19 protein-coding genes and 2 tRNA genes are annotated in these 22,184 nt (G+C 61.7%); 7 read left to right on the top strand and 14 right to left on the bottom strand.

Annotation, left to right across the window (positions count from 1 at the left end):
• Positions 1-23: 23 nt before the first annotated feature.
• Positions 24-503, bottom strand: coding sequence for a hypothetical protein (locus tag NHH88_22495; GenBank protein ID USX12447.1), 480 nt, complete (start codon positions 501-503; stop codon positions 24-26).
• 301 nt (positions 504-804) lie between these two features.
• On the opposite strand from NHH88_22495, the gene NHH88_22500 reads away from it, so the two are divergent.
• From NHH88_22500 to NHH88_22510, 3 genes are all read left to right on the top strand, one after another.
• A complete protein-coding gene (locus NHH88_22500; protein ID USX12448.1) occupies positions 805-1,404 on the top strand; it encodes a PEP-CTERM sorting domain-containing protein in 600 nt (199 codons plus the stop codon).
• Positions 1,405-1,478: 74 nt separating this feature from the next.
• Positions 1,479-4,811, top strand: a complete 3,333-nt coding sequence (locus NHH88_22505; protein USX12449.1) for a winged helix-turn-helix domain-containing protein — start codon at positions 1,479-1,481, stop codon at positions 4,809-4,811.
• A 1-nt stretch (position 4,812) separates the two neighbouring features.
• Complete coding sequence (locus tag NHH88_22510; protein ID USX12450.1) at positions 4,813-5,184, top strand: hypothetical protein; 372 nt, start codon at positions 4,813-4,815, stop codon at positions 5,182-5,184.
• On the opposite strand, the gene NHH88_22515 is transcribed toward NHH88_22510, so the two are convergent.
• A complete protein-coding gene (locus NHH88_22515) occupies positions 5,168-5,926 on the bottom strand; it encodes a hypothetical protein (GenBank protein ID USX12451.1) in 759 nt (252 codons plus the stop codon). The genes NHH88_22510 and NHH88_22515 overlap by 17 nt on opposite strands.
• A 330-nt stretch (positions 5,927-6,256) precedes the next feature.
• Positions 6,257-6,349, bottom strand: a tRNA-Ser gene (locus NHH88_22520).
• 193 nt (positions 6,350-6,542) lie between these two features.
• Between NHH88_22520 and NHH88_22525 the strand changes: the two genes are divergently transcribed.
• Positions 6,543-7,316 (top strand): thioesterase family protein, encoded by a 774-nt coding sequence (locus NHH88_22525; protein USX12452.1) that lies wholly within the window; start codon positions 6,543-6,545, stop codon positions 7,314-7,316.
• 54 nt (positions 7,317-7,370) lie between these two features.
• On the opposite strand, the gene NHH88_22530 is transcribed toward NHH88_22525, so the two are convergent.
• The 6 genes from NHH88_22530 to cysS form a co-directional block, all read right to left on the bottom strand.
• A tRNA-Ser gene (locus NHH88_22530) sits at positions 7,371-7,463 on the bottom strand.
• A gap of 114 nt (positions 7,464-7,577) precedes the next feature.
• Positions 7,578-8,825 carry an aspartate kinase gene (locus tag NHH88_22535; GenBank protein ID USX12453.1) on the bottom strand — a complete coding sequence of 416 codons (1,248 nt, stop codon included), beginning with the start codon at positions 8,823-8,825 and terminating at the stop codon, positions 7,578-7,580.
• Between the two features lie 143 nt (positions 8,826-8,968).
• Positions 8,969-10,378 (bottom strand): tRNA lysidine(34) synthetase TilS, encoded by a 1,410-nt coding sequence (tilS, locus tag NHH88_22540; protein USX12454.1) that lies wholly within the window; start codon positions 10,376-10,378, stop codon positions 8,969-8,971.
• Between the two features lie 141 nt (positions 10,379-10,519).
• A complete protein-coding gene (locus NHH88_22545; GenBank protein USX12455.1) occupies positions 10,520-11,494 on the bottom strand; it encodes an acetyl-CoA carboxylase carboxyltransferase subunit alpha in 975 nt (324 codons plus the stop codon).
• Between the two features lie 84 nt (positions 11,495-11,578).
• Positions 11,579-12,238: a DNA-3-methyladenine glycosylase gene (locus NHH88_22550; protein ID USX12456.1), complete on the bottom strand. Its 660-nt coding sequence runs from the start codon at positions 12,236-12,238 to the stop codon at positions 11,579-11,581.
• A complete protein-coding gene (gene cysS / locus NHH88_22555) occupies positions 12,238-13,629 on the bottom strand; it encodes a cysteine--tRNA ligase (GenBank protein USX12457.1) in 1,392 nt (463 codons plus the stop codon). The genes NHH88_22550 and cysS overlap by 1 nt, the downstream gene beginning before the upstream one ends.
• A 297-nt stretch (positions 13,630-13,926) precedes the next feature.
• On the opposite strand from cysS, the gene NHH88_22560 reads away from it, so the two are divergent.
• Genes NHH88_22560 through NHH88_22570 form a run of 3 tightly spaced genes read left to right on the top strand, consistent with a single transcriptional unit; the run spans position 13,927 to position 15,911 of the window.
• A complete protein-coding gene (locus tag NHH88_22560) occupies positions 13,927-14,562 on the top strand; it encodes a peptidylprolyl isomerase (GenBank protein USX12458.1) in 636 nt (211 codons plus the stop codon).
• A gap of 51 nt (positions 14,563-14,613) precedes the next feature.
• Positions 14,614-15,108 carry a peptidylprolyl isomerase gene (locus tag NHH88_22565; GenBank protein ID USX12459.1) on the top strand — a complete coding sequence of 165 codons (495 nt, stop codon included), beginning with the start codon at positions 14,614-14,616 and terminating at the stop codon, positions 15,106-15,108.
• 20 nt (positions 15,109-15,128) lie between these two features.
• Positions 15,129-15,911 (top strand): UDP-2,3-diacylglucosamine diphosphatase, encoded by a 783-nt coding sequence (locus NHH88_22570; GenBank protein USX12460.1) that lies wholly within the window; start codon positions 15,129-15,131, stop codon positions 15,909-15,911.
• A gap of 182 nt (positions 15,912-16,093) precedes the next feature.
• On the opposite strand, the gene NHH88_22575 is transcribed toward NHH88_22570, so the two are convergent.
• The 5 genes from NHH88_22575 to NHH88_22595 all read right to left on the bottom strand — a co-directional run bounded on the left by NHH88_22575 (position 16,094) and on the right by NHH88_22595 (position 21,626).
• A complete protein-coding gene (locus NHH88_22575) occupies positions 16,094-16,846 on the bottom strand; it encodes a tetratricopeptide repeat protein (protein ID USX12461.1) in 753 nt (250 codons plus the stop codon).
• Between the two features lie 93 nt (positions 16,847-16,939).
• Complete coding sequence (locus NHH88_22580) at positions 16,940-17,446, bottom strand: hypothetical protein (GenBank protein ID USX12462.1); 507 nt, start codon at positions 17,444-17,446, stop codon at positions 16,940-16,942.
• A 102-nt stretch (positions 17,447-17,548) separates the two neighbouring features.
• Entirely contained in the window at positions 17,549-18,736 is a 1,188-nt protein-coding gene (locus NHH88_22585) for a GAF domain-containing sensor histidine kinase (GenBank protein USX12463.1), read from the bottom strand.
• A 56-nt stretch (positions 18,737-18,792) separates the two neighbouring features.
• Positions 18,793-19,365 carry a DUF1439 domain-containing protein gene (locus NHH88_22590; protein ID USX12464.1) on the bottom strand — a complete coding sequence of 191 codons (573 nt, stop codon included), beginning with the start codon at positions 19,363-19,365 and terminating at the stop codon, positions 18,793-18,795.
• Positions 19,366-19,421: 56 nt separating this feature from the next.
• Complete coding sequence (locus NHH88_22595; GenBank protein ID USX12465.1) at positions 19,422-21,626, bottom strand: SulP family inorganic anion transporter; 2,205 nt, start codon at positions 21,624-21,626, stop codon at positions 19,422-19,424.
• Between the last annotated feature and the right edge of the window lie 558 nt (positions 21,627-22,184).

Consider the following 22,184-nt stretch of genomic DNA (forward strand, 5'->3'; position numbering starts at 1 on the left):
CGGGTGCTTCTGGCAGGGAGTACCTAGCCTTCGGTGCCGCCTTTGGTGTCCATATCTTGCATCAGGCGATAAAACGATGCGGCGATCGTATTCGCCTGCGAAGGGCCAGTTGCCACTACCGCTGTCGCCCTTGGCATCGCGGTTTCATTGACACCCTTGTCCTCGCGATTGCCGACCGGCCCTTGAGTGGTGCCTGGGGCCGTCCTTGCATTTTCAAGCGACATGGTCGCCGTGTTCGGCAAGTCTATCCGGGTAATTCCTGGACGCAGCTTTTCCGCTTCGAGAGCTTGCTTCGCGAAGCCGGCTGTCATTTCCGCCGCAATGGCCTTCTGTTTAGCGACCTGCGCCGTTTGCTCGGCTGTCGGTGTTCCTCCGCGACGAAAAACCATGACTTCCTTCTCGCCACGGACAAAGGCCTTGGCCTCGTTACCGGATTCGATCGCTGTGCGCCGTGAAGGCGTCACCTGGACAGCTGCAGCGGCAGTGCTGGAAATGGTCGTCATCTTCTGTCCTTTCATCAATACATAGTACTTCCACATGCGATCCTACCGCGTTCCCGCATGCCGCGATCGGGGGAGAAGATCGGTAAATCCCCCCTGTTGTTCAATTTGACATCGTCGGCGGCGCCCGCTGCTCCGGTATCGAGTCCAAGGATTTCGATGCGCTTGACGCGGTCGTCATTGCCATTGTTACGTGGAAGATACCTGTCGATACTGGCCGACCAAGTCGCCAACTGCGATAGTTCATTAGCTGCACGACAACATTTTTCGGCGCAGCCCACCACACCATCACAAAGGGGAAAACATGAACATCTTGCAAAAAGCGGTACTGGGCCTGGCCGTCGCCGTCTCGCTGGCGGCGCCCGCGCACGCGGCGGTCACCCAAACCATGTCGCATTCGGGCACCGATCAATACTGGTCGACCAACGGCGGCGTTCTCGACATGGGCGGCGTGACGCTGGGCGCCGGCACCAACACCATTTATGCGCTGACCAGCACATCGACCCTGGTGGACCAGGGCTGGGGATTCACCGACCCAGGCAACGGCGTGTTCATCGGCCTGTTCCAGGGCACCACGAACGTGTTCAATTTCCTCGTCGCCGGCTCGTCCCACGATCAGGCCACCGTCACCTTCGACATCGCCGACAACAACGCGCTACTCGGCGGCCTGAACGCGGCGCTGCGCGGCGTGACCTGGAGCGCCGCCGATCCGTTGAGCATCCGCATGTACACCGACGCTTGGCAATATCCGGGCTGGGAATTGCACACAACCAATAACTCGTTCAGCGTCACGTCCGCCGTCACCGCAGTGCCGGAACCGGAGACGTATGCAATGCTGCTCGCCGGCCTGGGCCTGACCGGCGCGCTCGCACGGCGCCGCAAGGGCGTTACGGAAAATAAATAAATAAATAAAAGATAACAACCTCGGCGCGGCTGGACGGTACTAAAATGCTAAGATTAGTATTCTCGAAACCTGCCATGCCACAGCCGAGCATCCAAGCCGCATCCCATCCGCCGTCGCCAAGCGTGACGGCGAAGTTCCGCTTCGGCGACTGGCTGGTCGAACCGTCCCTGAACGCGATCTCCAATGTGCGCGAGCGGCGTCAGATGGAGCCGCGCACGATGGAGGTGCTGCTGGCCCTGTGCACCGCCGGCGGAGACATCGTCAGCAGCGAAGACTTACTGGAGCGCTGCTGGGGCGGAGCATTCCATGGCGACAGCTCGGTTCACAAGAACATCGCCCACCTGCGCCGCCTGCTCGGCGACAACGCCGGCGCGCCCACCTACATCGCCACCATCCGCAAGCGCGGTTACCGCACGGTGGCGCCACTCGACTTCTTCGCCGACGGCGACAAACGTTCCGGCAACTGGGAACACGGTACGCCGTTTCGTGGACTGCTGGCGTTCGACCAGGCCCACGCGGCGGTGTTTTTCGGCCGCGACGACACAACCCGCCAGCTGACGCGCACCGTCCAGGCGCAGGCGCGCGGCGGCCTCTCGCTCACGCTGGTGCTCGGTCCCAGCGGGTCGGGCAAGACCTCGCTGATCCAGGCCGGTCTGCTGGCCGGTCTGGCGCCGGCGCGCGCCACCGGCGAGCTGGCGGTGCTGGCCACCACCACGCTGGACTTGATCGACCTGGGCAGCCAAACACTGACGACCGCGTTGGCCGGCGCCTTGCTGGACCTGGAATGGGGCGAGCAGTTGGCGCTCCCCGGGGAAAATGCGCTGTCGCTGGGCACGCGGCTCGAGCACGGCTGCGAGAGCGTGGTGGCCGAACTGGCCGCCGTGCTGGCATCGCACGCCCGCGCGCGGCCGGGCTTGCGGTTCGCGCTGTTCATCGACCGCTTCGAAGTGCTGTTCAACGCGGCGCGCATCGACGAGCCCGCGCGCGCGGCCTTCATGCGCGCGCTCGAACAGCTGGCGCGCAGTCCGGCCATGCTGGTGGTGGTGGCCTGCCGCAACGATTACTATCCCAGCATCGCCAAGATTCCACTGCTGAGCGAAGCGCGGCGCCTCGGCGGCCACTTCGATCTGGCGCCGCCTGGCTTTAACGATATTCCGGACATCATCCGCGCCCCGGCCGCAGCCGCGGGGCTCAGCTTTGGCATCGATCCGCACACCCGTGCGCGGCTAGACGACGTGCTGTGCGAAAGCGCCGCCAACAGCCCCGACGCGCTGCCGATGCTGCAATACTGCCTGCAGGAGCTGTACCGGCTGCGCACCGTCACCGGCGAGCTGAGCTTCGAAGCGTTCCGCCAGTTGGGCGAACTCGAGGGCGCGATCGGGCAACGCGCCGAGCAGGTCGTGCTGGGCCTGACGGCGGCGCAGCGCGACGCCCTGCCCCGCATCATGGCGCAGGTGGTGGTGCTGTCGAACGACGACGAACAGTTGGGCAGCCAGCGGGCCGCCTGGACCGCGCTGCCCCACGAGGCGGCGCGGCAGGCGGTCGAGGCGCTGATCGAGGCGCGCCTGTTCGTCAGCGACCTGGTGGCCGGCACGCCAGTCTTCGGCATCGCCCACGAGGCCATCCTGCGGCGCTGGCCGCGCATGAGCGACTGGATCGAGACGCACCGCGACGCCCTGCGGGCGCGCGGCCGCCTGGCCCAGCACGCGCGGCGCTGGCACGACGAGGGCCGTCCCGGCGATTTGCTGCTGCCCAAGGGCACGCTGTTGGCCGAGGCCGAGCTGCTGCGCCACGGCGGCGTGGTGACGCTCACCGACACCGAGGTCGAATGCATCGTCGCGTCGGCGCGGCGGGCCCGCCAGCGCGACCGGTTGCGCCTGGCGGCGATGACGCTGATCGTGGCGCTAGCGCTACTGGCCTCGCTGCTGGGCCTGAGCGCGCTGTCGGCCAAACGCTCGGCCGAGTCGCGCCGCGAACAGGCCGAGGGCCTGGTCGATTTCATGCTGGGCGACCTGACCGACAAGCTGCGGCCGCTCGGCAGGCTCGATTTCCTCGACAGCGTCAGCGGCAAGGCGCTGCAGTATCTGCGCGGCACCAGCAACGACGACCTCAACGCGTCAGCGCTGACCTTGCGCGCCAAAGGGTTGCAAATGATCGGCGAGATCCGCCGCTCGCGAGGCGACTCGCCCGGGGCCATCGACGCGCTCAACCAGGCCAATACGATCCTGATGCGCCAGCACCAGCAGGCGCCCGGCGACCTCCAGGTATTGAAAAACCTCGGCGCCAACGCCTATTGGATCGGCCAGTTGCACAAGGACCGCAACAACTTGCAAGCGGCCGACGCTGCCTGGCGCGACTACCTGCGCTTTTCCGACCTGTTATACGAGCGCGATCCGGACAACACCGAGTGGTGGGTCGAACGCTCTTACGCCCACAACAACTTGGGCAACCTGGCGCTGCTGCGCGGCCGGCCCGACCTGGCGGTGCCGGAGATTCTGGCCTCGATCGCGCTCAAGCAGCGCGCCCTGGTGCGCGAGCCGTCCTCGCGCACCGTGCTCGCCGAGCTGGCCGACAGCTATTCGTGGCTGGCGTCGGCCACCCAGTCGCTGGGACGGCTCGAGGAGGCGCGCAAATTGTACGCCGACGAAATGCAGCTGGTGCTGCGGCTGACCGAGGGCGCGCCCGAGGAGGCGCTGTGGACCCACCGGCACGCGGTGGCCCTGCAACATCGCGCGCTCATCGGCATGGCGCTGGGCATGGACGCGGACGCGTTGCGCGATTACGGACAGGCGGGACGGTTGTACGCGAACATCCTGGAGAACGATCCCAAACACCGCCAGTGGCAGGCCGAGCAGGCACACATCGAGCATGAGCGGCTGTGGCTGTTGGCGCGCACGGCGCGGCCGGCCGAGATGGCATCGCGGCTGGCGGCCGTGCGACACACCTTGCACGAGATGACGCTGCTCGATCCGAAGAACGTGTTGTGGGCGCGCCGCGCGGCCACCGCCCGCGCTCATCTCGCCGCCACGCTAATGGCCGCGCGACACGACGTCGCCGCCGGGCAGGAACTAAAGGTGTCGGTGGCGACATTGAAGTCGCTGCATGACAGCAATCCAGGCAATTTAAACGGCCGGCTCGCGCTGGCCGAAGCGCTGTTGTTATCGTCGTCGTTACAGAGAAATCAAGGCGACACCAGGTTGGCAATTTCTATTTGTCAACAGATTCATGGCATGCTCAAGGACGAGGTCACCGCCTCACGCAACTACCAGGTGCTCGAACTGTGGAGCAGAGTCAACACTTGTCTGGGCGATCGGCCGGCGATACAGCTGGCCGCCGCCCGCCTCCAGCAGATTGGCTACCTCGACCGGGCTTATCTGCAATCCCTCCCCCCCACCATTAAGGAATAGCATGACCACTTCCGCAGCGCAGTACCCCGTCCTGGTGTCGATCCTACCAGGCCACAACGTCCAATTTACCTACTTCGACGAAGCAAGCAACGGACCGGTGACGAGTCCGTCGATCAGCTTGAATATCACCTGCCCCACTGATTGCTTGTTCATTCTGGACTACGCGACAAGCAAGGCCGGCTGGACCATCACGGAAATTAGCGCGGTAGGTATGGGCAGCCCCACCCTGAACACCTTGCCCGGCCCCAAGAAGCTGTCGCTGATGGTCATGGATCCCTACCTTACGCTGAGTCAATACAAGTACTACCTGCATTTCGCAAACGGGAAAGAAAAATTTAAGTTCGATCCGCAAGAGACTAACGTGCGCAACTAGGCCCACCCGCAAGGTGGCGCCGCAGGCCGTCATAAATGGCGCCTGCGAGCTCCTCCTGCAGCGCCATGCCCAGGTCACCGTCGCCGTCAAACTGCGACATCCAGGCGACCTGCCCGGCGCCCCCCTCCACTAGCCGCACGCAGGCGCGCACGCGGCGTCCTTCGACCCGGATTCCGCCCTCCAGACGGTAATCCGCCACACCGCCGCCGGCGCCGACATTGCCAAGCGTGATCCCCTCGCCGAATGTCCGGTACAGCCTGGCGCCCAGTTCGTCCTCCAGTCCCCACACGAAGGCATCGCTGCCTTGCACGCGACTGAGGTCGCGCAGCGGCGCAAGTTGCAGCCGTACGTCGCGGCCGGGGGCCGTGGTCGGCGCGGCGATACGCGGCGCGTAACCGCCGTTTGGAATCGAGATTTCCAGCCCGTCAGGCGCGCCGGCGGCGCGGTAATGGGCGGCCAGGCGCTCCCGCAGCCGCCCCGTTTGGACGCGCACCACCGGGTCGAGCGTGGTGTCGTAGACGCGCGGGTCACGCCGGAACACCGCCAGGCCGATGGCGTACTCGCTCAGTTGGCCGGCGCTGCCGGTCAGTTCGGCGTCGATCAGGAAGGCTAGCAGTTGCCGCATGCGCGGCGCTTTGGCGAAGGTTGGGCTGCACAGTATTGATGCCGCGGCGCTGCGCAGGCAGTCGGCGAGCGGCGCCGGGACGTTGTCGTGGTTCACCATTTCAAGCCGAGCATTCATGTCTGCCTCCGGGGACGGGACGCGTTCCGCAACGCGCTCCCTGCGGACTGAACTCTATTGGTGGAGCGATATGATTGCCTTACGGTTATCTTACGAGTGGCGGATGGAGGGGGAAAGGAGGTTTATTGGCTCGTGCGGCGCGCTTTATTAGCTAGAGGGAGGACGCGCGCCCTCGGCGCGCGAAGCTGCCGCGTTGCGGCAGCAGTTGGGCGATTCGGATAGCCTCGCGCCCGCTAGGGCGCTACGTTTTCGAACCGGCCGCCTTGGCGCACCGTCTTCGTCCGAAGCAAATAAAAAAGCCTCCCGCAGGGGAGGCTTTTTTATTGATTCTGGCGGAGACGGTGGGATTCGAACCCACGATACAGGTATAAGCCGTATGCATCCTTAGCAGGGATGTGCCTTCGGCCACTCGGCCACGTCTCCTAGTCGATCACTCAACTATGACCACTTGCCGTGAAGCAGCAATGTGGACGCGAGTTATGATATAGATCGGTAGCCGCTTGGTCAAGGGTACGCCCCACATATGTGCATTTTCCCGCTTTCACCAGGTTGGCTTATGATAGCGATTTGATCAATCATGCGGCCAAAGTGGATCGCATTGGAACGGATACCCGACATGGCCTACTTCAACCGCCTCAGCGATACTAACTTTCAAGCCACCGAGCACACCGGCGGAGCCTGGAGCGTCCACGAACAACACATCGCGGCGCCGATGGGGCTACTCACCCATGTCATCGAACTGGACTGCGCACTGCGCGGCAACGGCTTCAAAATCGGCCGCCTGGCGTTCGACATTCTCGGCGTGATCCCGATCGGGGAGGTACAGACCGAGGTGCAGTCACTGCGCTCGGGCCGGACCATCGAACTGGTCGAGGCGACCCTGCTGCATAACGGGCGCGCGGCGCTGCGGGCCCGCGCCTGGCTGGTCAAACCGAACGATACGGGCGCCATCGCCGGGAACGCCATTCGCGCAATACCCGGTCCCGAGGGGATGCCGCGATGGGATCCCTCCTCGGTCTGGCCGGGCGGCTTTATCGCCACCATCGACGTGCATCGCGCGTCCGAGGAGCCCGGCCGGGCGGCGTATTGGGCACGCGCCCGCCAGCCGCTGCTTGACGACGAACCGGTCAGCCCCCTCGCCCGCGCCGCATCGCTGTTTGATATCGCCAACGGCATGGCCGTGCGCGCCGCGCCGACCGAAGTGGCCTTCCCCAACCTGGACCTGACGGCGCATCTGTTCGCGACGCCGCGCGGGGAATGGTTGGGCTTTGATACGTCGGTGTCGTTTGGCGTTGACGGACTGGGCCTGACCAGTTCGACCATTTATGATGAAACGGGGCCGATCGGCACACTGGCCCAGATTCTGACAATACGCCCCAACATCGGTTAAGCCGATGGCATGGACGAAAAAAAGCCCCGTTGCCGGGGCTTTTTTTCTGATTCTTGGCGGAGACGGTGGGATTCGAACCCACGATACAGGTATAAGCCGTATGCATCCTTAGCAGGGATGTGCCTTCGGCCACTCGGCCACGTCTCCCAGTTGATTGCTCAACCTTGTCCATCCGGCCAAACTTCACCAGAGCAGACGACCGCAATGGTATAGACCGGGATTGATCTGGTCAAGGAAACCAGACCATTTTTTTCGAAAAAATTAAGCCTTTTCCAGTTCGAACGCTTTATGCAGCGCGCGCACGGCCAGTTCCATGTACTTTTCGTCGATCAACACCGAGATCTTGATTTCCGACGTGGAGATCATCAGGATGTTGATGCCCTCTTCCGACAAGGTACGGAACATCTGCGAGGCGACGCCGACATGGCTGCGCATGCCCACGCCAACGACCGAGATCTTCGATACTTTGGCGTCGCCGGTGATGCTGGCCGCGCCCAGTTCCGCCTGGGTGCCGGTCAGCACGTCGACCGCGCGCTGGTAGTCGTTGCGCGACACGGTGAAGGTGAAGTCCGTTTTACCGTCGACCGACTGATTCTGTATGATCATGTCGACCTCGATGTTGGCGTCGGCCACCGGTCCCAGGATGTGGTACGCAACGCCAGGACGGTCCGGCACGCCCAGCACGGTGATTTTGGCCTCATCGCGGTTAAACGCGATACCGGAGATGACTGCTTGTTCCATGTTTGTATCTTCCTCAAACGAAATCAGGGTGCCAGAGTTGGCTTCTTCTTCGATATCCAGCAGCGGGTCGGTCAGCGACGACAGCACGCGGGTCGGCACGCGGTAGTTGCCGGCGAATTCCACCGAACGGGTCTGCAGCACTTTCGAGCCCAGCGACGCCAGTTCCAGCATCTCTTCGAACGTGATCGCCTTCAGGCGGCGCGCTTCGGAGACGACGCGCGGATCGGTCGTGTAGACGCCGTCGACGTCGGTGAAGATCAGGCATTCGGCCGCCTTCATGGCGGCGGCGATGGCCACGGCCGAGGTGTCCGAGCCGCCACGGCCCAGGGTCGAGATGTTGCCGTTGTCGTCAACGCCCTGGAAGCCGGTGATGATGACGATCTTGCCGTCGTCCAGGTCGCGGTTGACCTTTTCGTTGTCGATCGACTGGATGCGGGCCTTGGTGAAGGCGGAATCGGTTTTAATCGCGACTTGCCAGCCGGCGTAGGAGACCGCTTTCTTGCCGATCGCCAGCAGGGCCATCGACAGCAGGCCGACCGAGACTTGCTCGCCGGTCGAGGCGATCATGTCCAGTTCGCGCGGGTCCGGTTGCGCCTGGATTTCCTTGGCCAGGCCGATCAGGCGGTTGGTCTCGCCGGACATGGCCGATGGCACGACGACGATGCGGTGCCCGGCGTCATGCCACTTGGCGACACGCCGCGCGACGTTCTTGATACGGTCCGTCGAACCCATCGACGTACCGCCGTATTTGTGCACGATTAAAGCCATAACAGTGAGGTTTCCGCTCAAATAAAGGTAAATGGAACCCTTAACTCTACATGCCGCAGTGCAAAATAACAAGTCAAAAAGCTCATAAAGTCATACCGTATAAGCATATGCACATACAAAATTCGGCGAATGCAAGGAAATTTTTATGCCGCTTGCCAACGCAACGCGATGCGCTCCGCCCCCTCGGTTAGCTGATTGCAATCCATGCCGATGCCGGCGGCGAACAGCATCTGTTTGTCCGCGCGCACCAGCGGCAGGCGGCCGCGCTCCCAGGCCGGAATGCCCAACGCCTGATAGTGATACTTGAGCCCGCGCGTCGGGCGGTTGTGCGCCGGCTTGAGCCGCTCTCCCCCCCTGCGGAATTCGATCACCAACTTTTGCCCGCGCAACCATTCCGGGTCCAGCCCGGCGCCCGCATCGGCGACATCGAAGTGCAGCACGCCGCCATAGGCCGGGAACGCCATTGCGCTCTCACCGGTCCAGACGAAGGAAGTGCCCGGCGTTTGGTCGAATTCGTCCTCGCGCGTGCCTTCCAGATCGGCCAGCTTGGGCGTCAGGTGCAGGCGGTCGCGGTGGCGGCGCACGTGGCAATCCGGGTGCGTGACCAGCAGCTGGGCGCCGTCGCGCGCCTCCAGCAACTGCGTCAGCATCTCGGACAGCCAGGCGGCGCTCGGCATGCGCAGGTCGCGCGTGCCGAACCAGTAACGCAGCAGGTTGTAGCTGCGGTCAGTACTCAACGTGCGCAGTTTGGCGATGACGATGCAGTCGCCGTCCAGGCACATCGCCAGGTCCTGTTGCGCCAGTTCCGTCAGCAGCCGCTGCGCCGATTGCGCGTGCTGGGCGCTGCGGGCGAAGCGTTCCTGGAAGCCCGGGAAGGCGTCGGCCAGCGCCGGCATGACCTTGTGGCGCAGCGCGTTGCGGGCGAAGCGCGGGTCGTCGTTCGATTCGTCGTTGATATGGCTGATGCCATGCTCGGCGACGTAGGCCGCCAGTTGCTTGCGCGAGGCCGGCAGCAGCGGGCGCACCATGACGAGGTCGGGATTGGCCAGCAGGTCCGGCGCGGCGTTGGCGGCGTCCATGCCGGACAGGCCGGCGGTGCCGGAGCCGCGCAGCAGTTGCAGCAGCACGGTCTCGGCCTGGTCGTCCTGGTGGTGGGCGGTGAACAGCAGCTGGACGCCGTGCTCGCGGCACAGCGCACCCAGGGCGGCGTAGCGCGATTTGCGGGCCGCTTCCTCGGTGCCGGTCTTTTCCTTGCGCACCAGCTCGACACGGCGCGCTTCGAAGGTGACGCCCAGCACGGCGCAGGCTTGTTCGCAGTGCGTCTGCCAGGCGTCGGCGTTGGGGCTGAGGCCATGGTGGATGTGGAAGGCGACCAGCACCACGCCGTGCGCCTGCGCGTAGGCGTGCGCCAGGTGCAGCAGCGCGGACGAGTCCAGGCCGCCGCTGAGGGCGATGGCGATGCGGCCGCCCTGCCCCGAACCGACGCGCGTCAACGCGGCGTCGGCGGCTTGTTCGAAAATATGGGACAGGGTCGGGATTTGCTGCTTCTTCAAGTGCTGCTCCAAAATGCAAAACCGGGAGCAGCGCTCCCGGTGGTTGATTATCTCGTGCTCTAACCCTAAGACGAAAGGGTCGTACCCCTTGGGGTACGACCCTGGCCTGCGGTGTGCGGGTTTCGGCGGTGCCGCTCGCGCTTACTCTTGCGGCGTGGTTTCTTTGAACTTACCGTAGCTCATCAGCTTTTCGTGGCGCGCTTCCAGTAGGTCCTTGGTTTTCATGCCGTGGAACTGGCGCAGCGAATCGGCCAGCGCGCGCTTGAGCATGGTGGCCATCTGCTTCGGATCGCGGTGGGCGCCGCCCAGCGGTTCGCTGACGATCTTGTCGATCAGGCCGATAGCCTTGAGGCGGTGCGCGGTCAGGCCCAGCGCTTCGGCGGCGTCTGCCGCGCGCTCGGACGTCTTCCACAGGATCGAGGCGCAACCTTCCGGCGAGATCACCGAGTAGGTCGAGTATTGCAGCATCAGCACGACGTCGCCAACGGCGATCGCCAGCGCGCCGCCGGAGCCGCCTTCGCCGATGATGGTGGCGATCAGCGGCACTTTGAGCTCGGCCATGACGTACAGGTTGTGGCCGATCGCTTCGGACTGGCCGCGCTCTTCGGCGTCGATGCCGGGGAAGGCGCCCGGGGTGTCGACGAAGGTGAAGATCGGGATGCCGAATTTCTCAGCCAGCTTCATCAGGCGCATGGCCTTGCGGTAGCCTTCCGGCTTCGGCATGCCGAAGTTGCGCATCGCGCGTTCTTTGGTGTCGCGGCCCTTTTGGTGGCCGATGACCATGCAAGCCTGACCATTGAAGCGCGCCAGGCCGCCCACGACCGACAGGTCGTCGGCGTAGGTGCGGTCGCCGTGCAGTTCGTGGAAGTCGGTGAAGATTTCATTCACATAGTCCATGGTGTATGGACGCTGTGGATGACGCGCGATTTGCGCGACCTGCCAAGGGGTCAGCTTTGCGTAGATGTCCTTGGTCAGTTGCTGGCTCTTCTTGGCCAGGCGGTCGATCTCCTCTGAGATATCGACGGCCGAATCATCCTGGACGAATCGTAGTTCTTCGATTTTGCCATCGAGTTCGGCAATCGGTTGCTCAAAATTGAGGAAAGTCGTTTTGGTCATTGTACCTCCGAGTTTATTCTCAGCTGCGGCTCAGTTGCGATCTTGTGACGCGCACAAAAAGGCCTCGCGCAGCGATTAGAGTGATTATTCTACAGCAACCGGGTCCAAACTACGCCATAAGTACCACGTCGCGACGGTTCGCCACGGCTCCCAATTGGCCGACACCTCGCGCGCGTCGCTGCGCGAGACGGGTTCGCCTGAGAAATAATTTTGGCTGATGCCCTGGATCAGACCGGGGTCGTCCAGCGGCAATACGTTGGGACGCAACAGATTGAAGATCAAAAACATCTCGGCCGTCCAGCGGCCGATGCCGCGAATCTGCACCAGTTCGGCGATGACGGCTTCGTCGTCCATCTGCCCCCACTGGGCGCTGTGGACGCGTTTGTTCTTGAAGTGGTCGGCCAGGTCGAGGATGTATTCGGTCTTGCGCTTGGACAGGCCGCAGGCCGACAGTTGCTCGGCGCCGGCCTTGACGACCTGCGCGGGCGTGCATTTGGGACAGGCCAGCAGCAGCTTGTGCCAGGCGGCGTCGGCCACTTTGGGCGTGACTTGCTGGCCGACGATGGAACGCGCCAAGGTGGTGAACGGGTCGTCGTGGCCGACCAGGTGCAGGTCGCCAAATTGCGGGATCAGCTTTTTCATGATGCGGTCACGCTTCATGAGCTCGATCTTGGCCTCTTCCCAGTACGGCGGCACGGCCGATACCGGGCTAACTCCGCCCTCGTTATCCTTGGCGGTGACCATTATGCGCGGCGCCAGTTGGTGGTGCCGTCAGGCTTGTCTTCGAGGATGATGCCGGCGGCCAGCAAATCGGCGCGGATCTTGTCCGATTCGGCGAAGTTGCGCGCCTTTTTCGCTTCGATACGCTGGGCGATGGCGGCGTCGATGGCGGCGTCGCCGGAGACGTCGGCGTCGCCGACGGCGGCCTGGCGGAATTGCTGCGGCGTGCGCGCCAGCAAGCCGATGACGTCGGCCAGGCCCTTGAGCTGGCGCGCCACGGCGGGCGATTTCGACCGGTTCAGCTCGCTGGCGAGGTCGAACAGCGCGGCCAACGCGACCGGCGTGTTGAAGTCGTCGTCCATGGCCTCGGCGAAGCGGGCGGCGTGCGGCTCTTGCCAGTCCAGCGCGGCGCCGTCCGTTTCCACGCCGTCGAGCGCCGTGTACAGGCGCGTCAGCGCGACGCGGGCGTCGTCCAGGTGCGCGTCCGAATAATTGAGCGGGCTGCGGTAGTGGGCGCGCAGGATGAAGAAGCGGATCACTTCGGCATCGTATTTCTTCAGCACGTCGCGGATCGTGAAGAAGTTGCCCAGCGATTTGGACATCTTTTCGTTATCGACGCGCACGAAGCCGTTGTGCACCCAGTAGTTGACCATGGCGTGGCCGAACGCGCCCTCGGATTGGGCGATCTCGTTCTCGTGGTGCGGGAACTGCAGGTCGGCGCCGCCGCCGTGGATATCGAACTGTTCGCCCAGCAGTGCCGAGCACATGGCGGAGCACTCGATGTGCCAGCCCGGACGGCCCTTGCCCCACTTGGAGTCCCATTTGACTTCTTCCGGCTCCGATTCCTTGGACGCCTTCCACAACACGAAGTCGAGCGGATCGCGCTTGCCGGTGTTGACATCGACGCGCTCGCCGGCGCGCAGGTCGTCGAGCGACTTGCCCGACAGGCGGCCGTAGTTGGGGAAGTTGCGCACCGCGTAGTTGACGTCGCCGTCGGTGCCCTGGTAGGCCAGGTCCTTGCTTTCGAGCTGTTCGATCAGCGCCAGCATTTGCGGCACGTATTCGGTCGCGCGCGGCACCAAGGTGGGCGGCAAAATGCCCAGGGCGCCGGTGTCCTCGTCCATGTACTTGGTGAAACGGGTGGTCAGCTGCGAGATGGTCTCGCCGTTTTCCACCGCGCGCTTGATGATCTTGTCGTCGATATCGGTGATGTTGCGGGCGTACGTGACGTCGTAGCCGGAGGCCATCAGCCAGCGGTACATGACGTCGAACGCCATCATCATGCGGGCGTGGCCGATGTGGCAGTAATCGTAGATGGTCATGCCGCAGACATACATGCGGACCTTGCCGGCTTCCATGGGAACGAAGGTCTGCTTGTCACGCGCCAGCGTGTTGTAAATCTTTAAATTGCTCATCGGACTCTTGGTATTCTTTTATAGAAGCGCCTGTCGGCCCCGGGCAATACGAGAACCTGGCGCGGCACCAATGGGCGGGGCGCACCGTGTATTTCATCGCATGCCGTGGAGACTGACAGACCCTCGGTATAGTTATTTCGTTATCTTGTTGCGTTATTTCATTCCACCGGACAGCGGGTAGAATGGAATGTATTGGAGAAGTATAGCATTGATAAAAATCGTATTGGCCCGATATGACTCAGGATTTTGGCTCGTCGGGCCGATCGTCACCAACAAAATCTATATGGGGAAGCAAGAATGTACAAATCGCAGACATCGCTGTTCGGCAAACTGATGACCATGTTCGCGGGTGTCGCGCTGTCCGGCGCGGCGCTGGCGGCGGGACCGGCGACCAAGGCCGCCGCGCCGGCCAATCCCACGCCCCAGGTCGAGATCAAGACCACCATGGGCGACATCGTCGTCGAACTGGACCGCGAAAAAGCGCCCAAGTCGGTGGAAAACTTCCTCGGCTACGTCAAGTCGGGCTTCTATAAAGGCACGATTTTCCACCGCGTCATCGACGGTTTCATGATCCAGGGCGGCGGCTTCGATGAAAAGCTGACGCAGAAAAAGGTCAACAAGCCGGTGCCGATCGAATCGCAGAACGGCTTGACCAACGTCACCTATTCACTGGCGATGGCGCGCACCGGCGACCCGAACTCGGCCACCTCGCAGTTCTTCATCAACGTGGCCGATAACGAGGCGCTGAACTATCCCGGCCGCGACGGCTTCGGCTACACCGTGTTCGGCAAGGTGGTCCAGGGCCAGGAGGTGGTCGACAAGATCAAGGGCGTGCTGGTCGACGACAAGGGGATCTTCCAGAACATCCCGGTAATTCCGGTGGTGATCAAGTCCGCGACGATTTTGAAGACCCCGATCCAGCCAAAAATGTAAAATAGCGCCCTGCGGCATAAAAATACCTCATTTACTACACAGGATAACAACATGACCAACGTAATCATCACCACCAACATGGGCAAAATGACCGTCGAACTGAACGACGAAAAAGCCCCGAAATCCGTGGAAAACTTCCTGGCCTACATGAACGCCGGCCACTACAACAACACCATCTTCCACCGCGTGATCGACGGTTTCATGATCCAGGGCGGCGGTTTCGAGCCAGGCATGAAGCAAAAGCCGGCCGACGCGACCGTGGAAAACGAAGGCAAGAACGGCCTGAAAAACGAGCCGTACACCCTGGCCATGGCCCGCACTTCGGCGCCGCACTCGGCCTCGGCGCAGTTCTTCATCAACGTCAAGGGCAACTCCTTCCTCGACTATCCAGGCCAGGACGGCTGGGGCTACGCCGTGTTCGGTAAAGTCATCGAAGGCACCGAAGTCGTCGACGCGATCAAGAAAGTCAAAACCACCCGCAGCGGCATGTTCGCCGACGTGCCGGCGGAAGACGTCATCATCGAAAGCATCGAGCTGGCCGCTTAAATTCCAGCGAGCGAGACTCAATGAGCCAACATCAGACCGGCGAGCGCGCGAGCGACGTTCTCGCGCTGTTTATCTCCGATCTGCATTTGCAGCCCGCGCATCCCGCCACCAGTGCAGCGTTTTTCGACTTCCTGGAGCGGCATGCGCGGCGCGCGCAACAGTTGTACCTGCTCGGCGACCTGTTCGAATTCTGGGCGGGCGACGACGACATCGGCGATCCCTTCCACGCGCAAGTCGTTGCCGCGCTGCGTAAGGTGAGCGATGGCGGCACGCGCGTCTACTGGATAGGCGGCAACCGCGATTTCCTGGTGAGCACCGGCTTTGCCGAGGCGGCCGGGTTGACCTTGCTGCCGGAAACCCATGTGACCGAGATCGGCGGCCAACGCCTGGTCTTGTTGCACGGCGACGCGCAGTGCACCGAGGATGTGAAGTACATGCAATTCCGGGCGATGGTGCGGCAGCCGGCGTATCAGGCGCAATTCATGGCGATGCCGCTGGCGCAGCGCAAGGCCATCATCGCCGGCATGCGCGAAAGCAGCCGCACCGAACAAGGCGCCAAATCGTACGAGATCATGGATGTGACGCCGCAGGCGATCGGCGACGTGTTCACGCAAACGGGCACCGATGTGATGATCCACGGCCACACGCACCGCCCCGCCCTGCACCAGGTCGGCGCCACGCGCCGCTACGTGCTGCCCGACTGGGAGCCAGACGCGACACCGCCGCGCGGCGGCTGGATCGCGATCGACGCCAACGGCACCATCACCCGTCACGACCTGAACGGCGCCGTGCTGCCTGACTGAACTCGGAACCGTGCTGCGCGAATCGCCACGGAACTGTGCTGCTTAAATGACCACGGAGACACGTAGGGCGGATTAGGCGAAGCCGTAATCCGCCATCTGTGAGCCGCCGACGGCGCATGCATGGCGGATTACGCTACGCTAATCCGCCCTACGTGTCTCCGCAATGAGTCCCGTGTAGAGGCCTATTTCCTTACTGCTGCCATCGCCGCGTTAAGCCGTTTTATCAACGGCTGGTTCAAATCCCGCGTATGGCTGGTCCAGCGTTGTATCGTGCGCTGCAATTCCTGATCGAGCTGGTTGGCCTTGGCCGCATCGCCCACGCCGGCCGCCCATATCGCGCACTCCGCCTGCGTGGTGAAGCTGTTGTGATGGCTCAGCGCATAATCGAACTCCGCCCTCGCTTCGTCCTGCCGCCCCGCCGCCGCCAGCGACTGGGCCAGCAACAACGACACCTGCTCCGGCCTGAAATTGGCATTGGCGGCGCGGATGGTTTGCAAATGCGTCACCGCGCCAAGCGCCCTGCCGCACGCCAACGTGGCGCGCGCCGCGCCGAAACGAATCTCCAGATCGCCCGAAAACGGCCCCTGCAAGCAGGCTTCATACGTCGTCGCCGCCTCGTCCGCATCACCCGCCTCGAGCAAGGCGCTCGCTAGGCGCATCTGGTTTTGCGCGGTCGGCGTGTACTCGTAGGCTTGCCTTGCTTCGCGCAACTCGCGCCCCGGATCGAGCGTCTTGGCCGCCACCGTCACCGCCTTGCGCGCACCGTGCTGCAACTTGGAGTTGGGCAGGTAGATAGCAACAAAATACACGACGCTGCCGATACCCGGGAACATGAAAAGTATCATCAGCCAGTACATCTGCTGACCGCTGCGGACCACGTGGATGGCGAAGAAAATCGCCGCCAGCACGTGTATGCCGATACCAAATATATACATAGACCGCCCCAACAATGTCATCGATGCGGCCCATTGTAAGAGCTCTTGCAGTCGGCCACAAGGAAGGCCGGGGCTGCTTAAGTATTCGCTAAATCAAGCCAGGGCCGGCCTCGGCTGGCGCACATAGGCCGCCACACAACGCAGCAGGCGGCCGACGAAGACGCCGTTGAACACCCCGAACAAGCCGCTCACGGCCACGACGAACGGCATCTGACGCTGCAACTCTGGATGCATGACCGACAGCACCGCGACCGTGTACTTGGTGACAAAAATGGCGAGCATCAGCACCAATGGCGTCCAGCTGCCGCGCTGCAGGACCGTGCCGGCGGCGCGGTTGACGACGATCTCGCCTTTGCCGGTCGTCCAGATGAACGCAACGGTGGCGAGCATGGCGGTCAGCCACACGCCCCAAACGCCCGCGCCCAGCGACCCGTGACCGTTCATGCCTGCCAGCGAAACCACCAGCATGACCACCGGAATGATGAACAGTTTCTGCAGCGGTACTTCCCGGTCCCTGGCAGCCATCACGCCGCGATAGACGAGAAAGGTTAGCAAGACCCAGACATAGATGGGCGTGTGGGAAATAATTTGCTGAATCATGGCGTGCTCCGCAGGGCTGGTTGAGTTGCCTCCACTATGCCTGCGGCCACGCGCCAAAGCAGCGCTGTGCGACGAAATGCCGGACGGCGGCGCGAATTGCCGTCAGCCGGCGCGAATCGACTGTTTCATCCTGAAGATAAACGAGGTCGCATCATCGGTGGAAATCACATCGAGTTCGCCATGATGCGATAGCGCGATCTCCGACACGATAAACAAGCCCAGACCCAGGCCTTTTTCGCCGTAGACCGGCTTGCCGCGCCAGAACGGCTTGAACAGCTGGCTGAGGGTTTCCTCGGGAATGGCGGGGCCTTCGTTGGCGACGATGATTTCCAGCGCCCCGCCCTGCTGCGTGATGTGCACCCGTACCGGACGCTTGGTGTCGCCGTGCACCAGCGCATTTTTGAGCAGGTTGGACAGCAGCTGCGCCATCCTCCCGGCATCGACCATGAGCGGTCCGCCCAGCGACATATCGGCGGTGATCTCGCTGTCCGGATGGGCACCGCGCAATTCCGCGATGACTTGCTCGAAGGCCGCTTTCAGGTTGTTTTCCAGCTTGAGTTCGATAGCGATGCCGCCGCCCATGCGGCCGCGCGTGAAATCGACCACATCGTCGACCAGCCCGGCGATCCGCATCGCGCTGCGGCGGATGCGCTCGACCACCTTGACGGCCTGAGGCGGCAAGGCGAGCATGCCGAGCACATCGGCACCGGTGACGATGGAACTGAGCGGCGTGCGCAGATCGTGGCCCAGCACGGCGATAAACTGTTCGCGCAGCTCGGCGCTGGTCTGCTCGTCCAACAGCGCGGTGCGCGTTTCGGCCAGCTCGCGCTCGCATTCCAGCTGGGCCGAAATAAGCTGGGCGAACAAGGTGAGGGTCTGGCTCACTTTCGGCGTCGACAACTCGTTGGGAACAGGGTCGAGGCCGCACAGCGTGCCGAAATAGTCGCCGTCCGGACGGAACAGCGGAATCGAAAAATAACTCTGGAAGCCGTACATGCGCGGCGTGCGATGGTCGCGGTAGCGCTCGTCCTGCGCCACGTGGTCGATCACGACGGCGTGACGGGTGTCGCGCACCTCTTCGCAAATGGTGGTGGTGACGTCGAGCCCGTCACCGACGTTCAAGCCGAAGTTCAGTTTGTCCAGCACCGCGCAGGTGGTCCAGGAATCGGCGGTCACCCGCGCCACGCAAACAAATCGCAGACCGGTCAGCGCCGCGACGGTCTCCAGTATCGTCGGCACGACGGCCATCGACTGGATGACGGCGATATCGGCGACGATCTTTTGTTGCATGCTGGAGGTCCTTGGCGGGGTGAGTTGAAACATCTTACCCGGTAAAAAATGCGACGCTAGCGCGATTGCTCCGCCGGGAGCAGATTTGCGACCAGGCCGCCGGGACGCGTGCCGATGCCGGTCAGGACGAACTGTACGCCCGCATAGCGCAACTCTTTCGGGTCGAAGGTATGCACCGCGATGTCCTTGACGACGTTATCGCCCAGCAAATTCGCGACACTGGCGAGCTGCACCTGCTTACCCTCATCCATATTGTCCATGGCGAAGCGGTCGACGTGGGCTTCGCTCAGGTAGATGGTGTTGCGCACGCTGTCGACGTTGAGACGGCCGGACACCGTCATATTGCCGCGCCAGGCTTGGCGCGCCAGCAGCGGCGTCACGTTCAGGTCGACATTCAAGGCGACGCGGTTGTTTTCGGCAAGGATGGTCAATTGGGGATGGCTCAGCTCAACCTCGAACACGCCCAGCACGCGCTGGCGCATGGGGAACTTTCGGTCGAGATTGTGTTGCAGGCGCTCCTGGGGCAGATCGACCTCGCGCGGGCCGATCAGGGAGGCGCAGGCGGCCAGCAGGAACGCGGCCGCCAACAGCGGGAAGGAAAACTTGAGAGAGCGTTTAAGGTCGATCATATTGTCCGTTTCGAGATGAACTCGTCGACATTATGACCGACCTGCGGCGTCCTGGCTCAGGCGGCGAGATCGCTATCGGACGAGCGGTAGCGTTGTACCTTGTCGCCGGTGACCAAATCGCCGAACTGCACCGTTCTGGCCGCGATATCGTGATAGGCGCCGACCAGGCCCATCTCGCCCCGCTGGATGCAACCACGCAGATATTCGCTGCCGTTGATCACTTCCGCCAGCGAGTTCTCGATGTTTTGACGGGCGATCTGATCGCGCAACTCCTTGCTGCCGGCCACGCCATGTCCCGAGCACTGGTGGATCGCCATCTGGATCTTGCCGGTGATGGCGCCGATGCTGTGCGCATGTTCGTTCGCCATGGCCAGGCCGATGGCGCCGCAAGACGAGTGTCCCTTGACGACGATCAGCTTTGCGCCCAGTTTGTGCGCGATCTCCAGGCTGCCGATGATTTCCCTGCTGATGACGTTACCGGCGATGCGGATCGTCAGCAAATCACCCAGGCCGGCATCGAAAATGATCTCCGGCGACGTCCGCGAATCGATGCAGTTCACCACCACCGCCATCGGGTGCTGGCCGGACGCGGTCGCATCGGCCTGATGCAGGTAGTACTTTTCGAAGCAGCGGCCGGCCTTGAAGCGTTCATTGCCATCACGCAGCAGCTGCAGCACCTCGTGCGGACGCAGCTTTTTCTGGGTTTCCTGGTCCAGCACGGGCACAAACTGGATCGGATCGTTCAGCGCGTATTTGTCGCGCAGGCCGATGACGTTCAGCTGCACGTCGCGCTCGGCGGCCACAACACGGTAGTCCTGGATAGTTTCCAAAACATCATGATCGATAAAATCGGCATTGCTGGCGTTGATCAGCACTTTCGAGCCATCAGGAATTTCCCACAGGGCAGTTTTGATCGTGGCCTTGTTCAAGAACGATACCTGATTAGGCAACTCCATCTTGATCACTTCGCCGATGTGCAGGCGATATTGTTCTATGGAGAAAGGATTGCGGAAATTGCTGCGCATGAGATAGAACACGCCCGCCGCCAAACCGATCAATACGCCCATCAGCAAATCGGTGAAAACAATTGCCAGCACAGTAATGACAAACGGAACAAATTGCGACCATCCTTTTTGGTACATATCGCGGAACAACGATATCTTCGCCAATTTGTAGCCGGTAGTGATGAGGATGGCAGCCAAAGCGGCCAACGGAATGAGATTCAATAACGGACTCAACAATGCAACGCTGACCAGCATGAATACGCCGTGCAATACGGCGGAAGCCTTGGTTTTATTACCGGACTGAACGTTAACCGAGCTGCGTACGATCACCGAGGTCACCGGCAAGCCGCCCAGCAGGCCGGCGAAGATGTTACCCACGCCCTGGGCCACCAGTTCGCGGTTCGGCGGGGTTTCACGCTTGTGTGGATCGACCTTGTCGACCGCTTCGACATTCAACAGCGTTTCAAGCGAGGCGACGATGGCAATGGTAATACCCACGAACCAGACGTCGCGATTGGCGAAATGGGCGAGGTTCGGCAAATGCAAATAGGCGCCAAGGTTGCTGGTATCGATGGGTGGAATATCCACCAAATGGGTCTGTTCGATGCCCAATGCCGGCACGTACATATTAAACATGACATTCAACAAAATACCCAAGGCCACCACGAACAGCGGAGCGGGCAACAGCTTGAATCGCTTGAATGGTGTTTTATCCCAATAGACCAGGATCAGCACGGACAGCAACGATATAATCAACGCGCCCGGCGTAATGACATTCAATGCATTGAGAATAGCCGAGAAGGTATTTTCGCCATTCCCCTGCGTGAATGAGAAATTATCGACATCGGTCTTGTCGTAGCCGATCGCGTGCGGAATCTGCTTAAGGATTAATAGAATACCGATTGCCGCGAGCAGGCCTTTAATTACGTTCGATGGAATATAGTTCGCGATGAAGCCGGCGCGGAATAGTCCCATCGCCAACTGCAAAACCCCGGCAATCAATATCGCCACCAGCAAGATCTCAAACGTTCCGAGCTTGGTGATCGAGGCCAGCACGACGGCGGCAAGGCCGGCGGCAGGACCGCTGACGCTGGTCTGCGATCCACTGATCATCCCCACGACGATGCCCCCGATGATGCCGGAGATGATGCCGGAGAACAGGGGTGCGCCCGAGGCCAGGGCGATGCCCAGGCATAGCGGCAGGGCCACCAGGAAGACCACGATAGCGGCCGGTATATCGTACTTAAGTTTATTCATAATCAATATCCATGCTGATGAATGATTTAAACGGATGACTATGATTAGTCAGACAGGCGCCAGCCATCATCCACCGATGATCAAAGATGACATCGAATTGGAAGAGATTTAAACAAAAAGTTATCGAGGGCAGCACTACCAATTAACCCGGACGCCTGCGCAGACGTATGGAAAATTGGAATATCTCATCGTCACCGCTATCGTGGTTGATAACAGCGCGGAGAGGACAACCAAAGGCTTCAGCGGTGAAAACAATATAGCACGGAGTTTTCGATGATGCCAACATTGTTCAATAATTCATATTTTAAACAATACTTTCCTATTGTCATTTCTTTGAATGCACCAGTTTGGTGCCATTTAATATGTCAAGTACGGTATTCTACTTACCCGGAACGAATAATAAATAATCCATATACCAGATATATTCAGAAAATATAGGATTGCTAGTAACCGTAAATAATCAAAAAGATGATCGGTTAATTGGTCCGGCCAATCCCGTGAATTGGGCGCCGTCGATTGCACAGAACTCTTAAAATGAACCAATGTGTTCTTTTTTGA

Source organism: Oxalobacteraceae bacterium OTU3CAMAD1 (assembly GCA_024123915.1).
Taxonomy (GTDB): domain Bacteria; phylum Pseudomonadota; class Gammaproteobacteria; order Burkholderiales; family Burkholderiaceae_D; genus Rugamonas.

Excerpts from the sequence above, each read along its gene's own strand:
- NHH88_22495 (USX12447.1), bottom strand. The coding sequence starts at position 503 with ATGACGACCATTTCCAGCACTGCCGCTGCAGCTGTCCAGGTGACGCCT.
- NHH88_22500 (USX12448.1), top strand. The coding sequence starts at position 805 with ATGAACATCTTGCAAAAAGCGGTACTGGGCCTGGCCGTCGCCGTCTCG.
- NHH88_22505 (USX12449.1), top strand. The coding sequence starts at position 1,479 with ATGCCACAGCCGAGCATCCAAGCCGCATCCCATCCGCCGTCGCCAAGC.
- NHH88_22510 (USX12450.1), top strand. The coding sequence starts at position 4,813 with ATGACCACTTCCGCAGCGCAGTACCCCGTCCTGGTGTCGATCCTACCA.
- NHH88_22515 (USX12451.1), bottom strand. The coding sequence starts at position 5,926 with ATGAATGCTCGGCTTGAAATGGTGAACCACGACAACGTCCCGGCGCCG.
- NHH88_22525 (USX12452.1), top strand. The coding sequence starts at position 6,543 with ATGGCCTACTTCAACCGCCTCAGCGATACTAACTTTCAAGCCACCGAG.
- NHH88_22535 (USX12453.1), bottom strand. The coding sequence starts at position 8,825 with ATGGCTTTAATCGTGCACAAATACGGCGGTACGTCGATGGGTTCGACG.
- NHH88_22545 (USX12455.1), bottom strand. The coding sequence starts at position 11,494 with ATGACCAAAACGACTTTCCTCAATTTTGAGCAACCGATTGCCGAACTC.
- NHH88_22550 (USX12456.1), bottom strand. The coding sequence starts at position 12,238 with ATGGTCACCGCCAAGGATAACGAGGGCGGAGTTAGCCCGGTATCGGCC.
- cysS (USX12457.1), bottom strand. The coding sequence starts at position 13,629 with ATGAGCAATTTAAAGATTTACAACACGCTGGCGCGTGACAAGCAGACC.
- NHH88_22560 (USX12458.1), top strand. The coding sequence starts at position 13,927 with ATGTACAAATCGCAGACATCGCTGTTCGGCAAACTGATGACCATGTTC.
- NHH88_22565 (USX12459.1), top strand. The coding sequence starts at position 14,614 with ATGACCAACGTAATCATCACCACCAACATGGGCAAAATGACCGTCGAA.
- NHH88_22570 (USX12460.1), top strand. The coding sequence starts at position 15,129 with ATGAGCCAACATCAGACCGGCGAGCGCGCGAGCGACGTTCTCGCGCTG.
- NHH88_22575 (USX12461.1), bottom strand. The coding sequence starts at position 16,846 with ATGTATATATTTGGTATCGGCATACACGTGCTGGCGGCGATTTTCTTC.
- NHH88_22580 (USX12462.1), bottom strand. The coding sequence starts at position 17,446 with ATGATTCAGCAAATTATTTCCCACACGCCCATCTATGTCTGGGTCTTG.
- NHH88_22585 (USX12463.1), bottom strand. The coding sequence starts at position 18,736 with ATGCAACAAAAGATCGTCGCCGATATCGCCGTCATCCAGTCGATGGCC.
- NHH88_22590 (USX12464.1), bottom strand. The coding sequence starts at position 19,365 with ATGATCGACCTTAAACGCTCTCTCAAGTTTTCCTTCCCGCTGTTGGCG.
- NHH88_22595 (USX12465.1), bottom strand. The coding sequence starts at position 21,626 with ATGAATAAACTTAAGTACGATATACCGGCCGCTATCGTGGTCTTCCTG.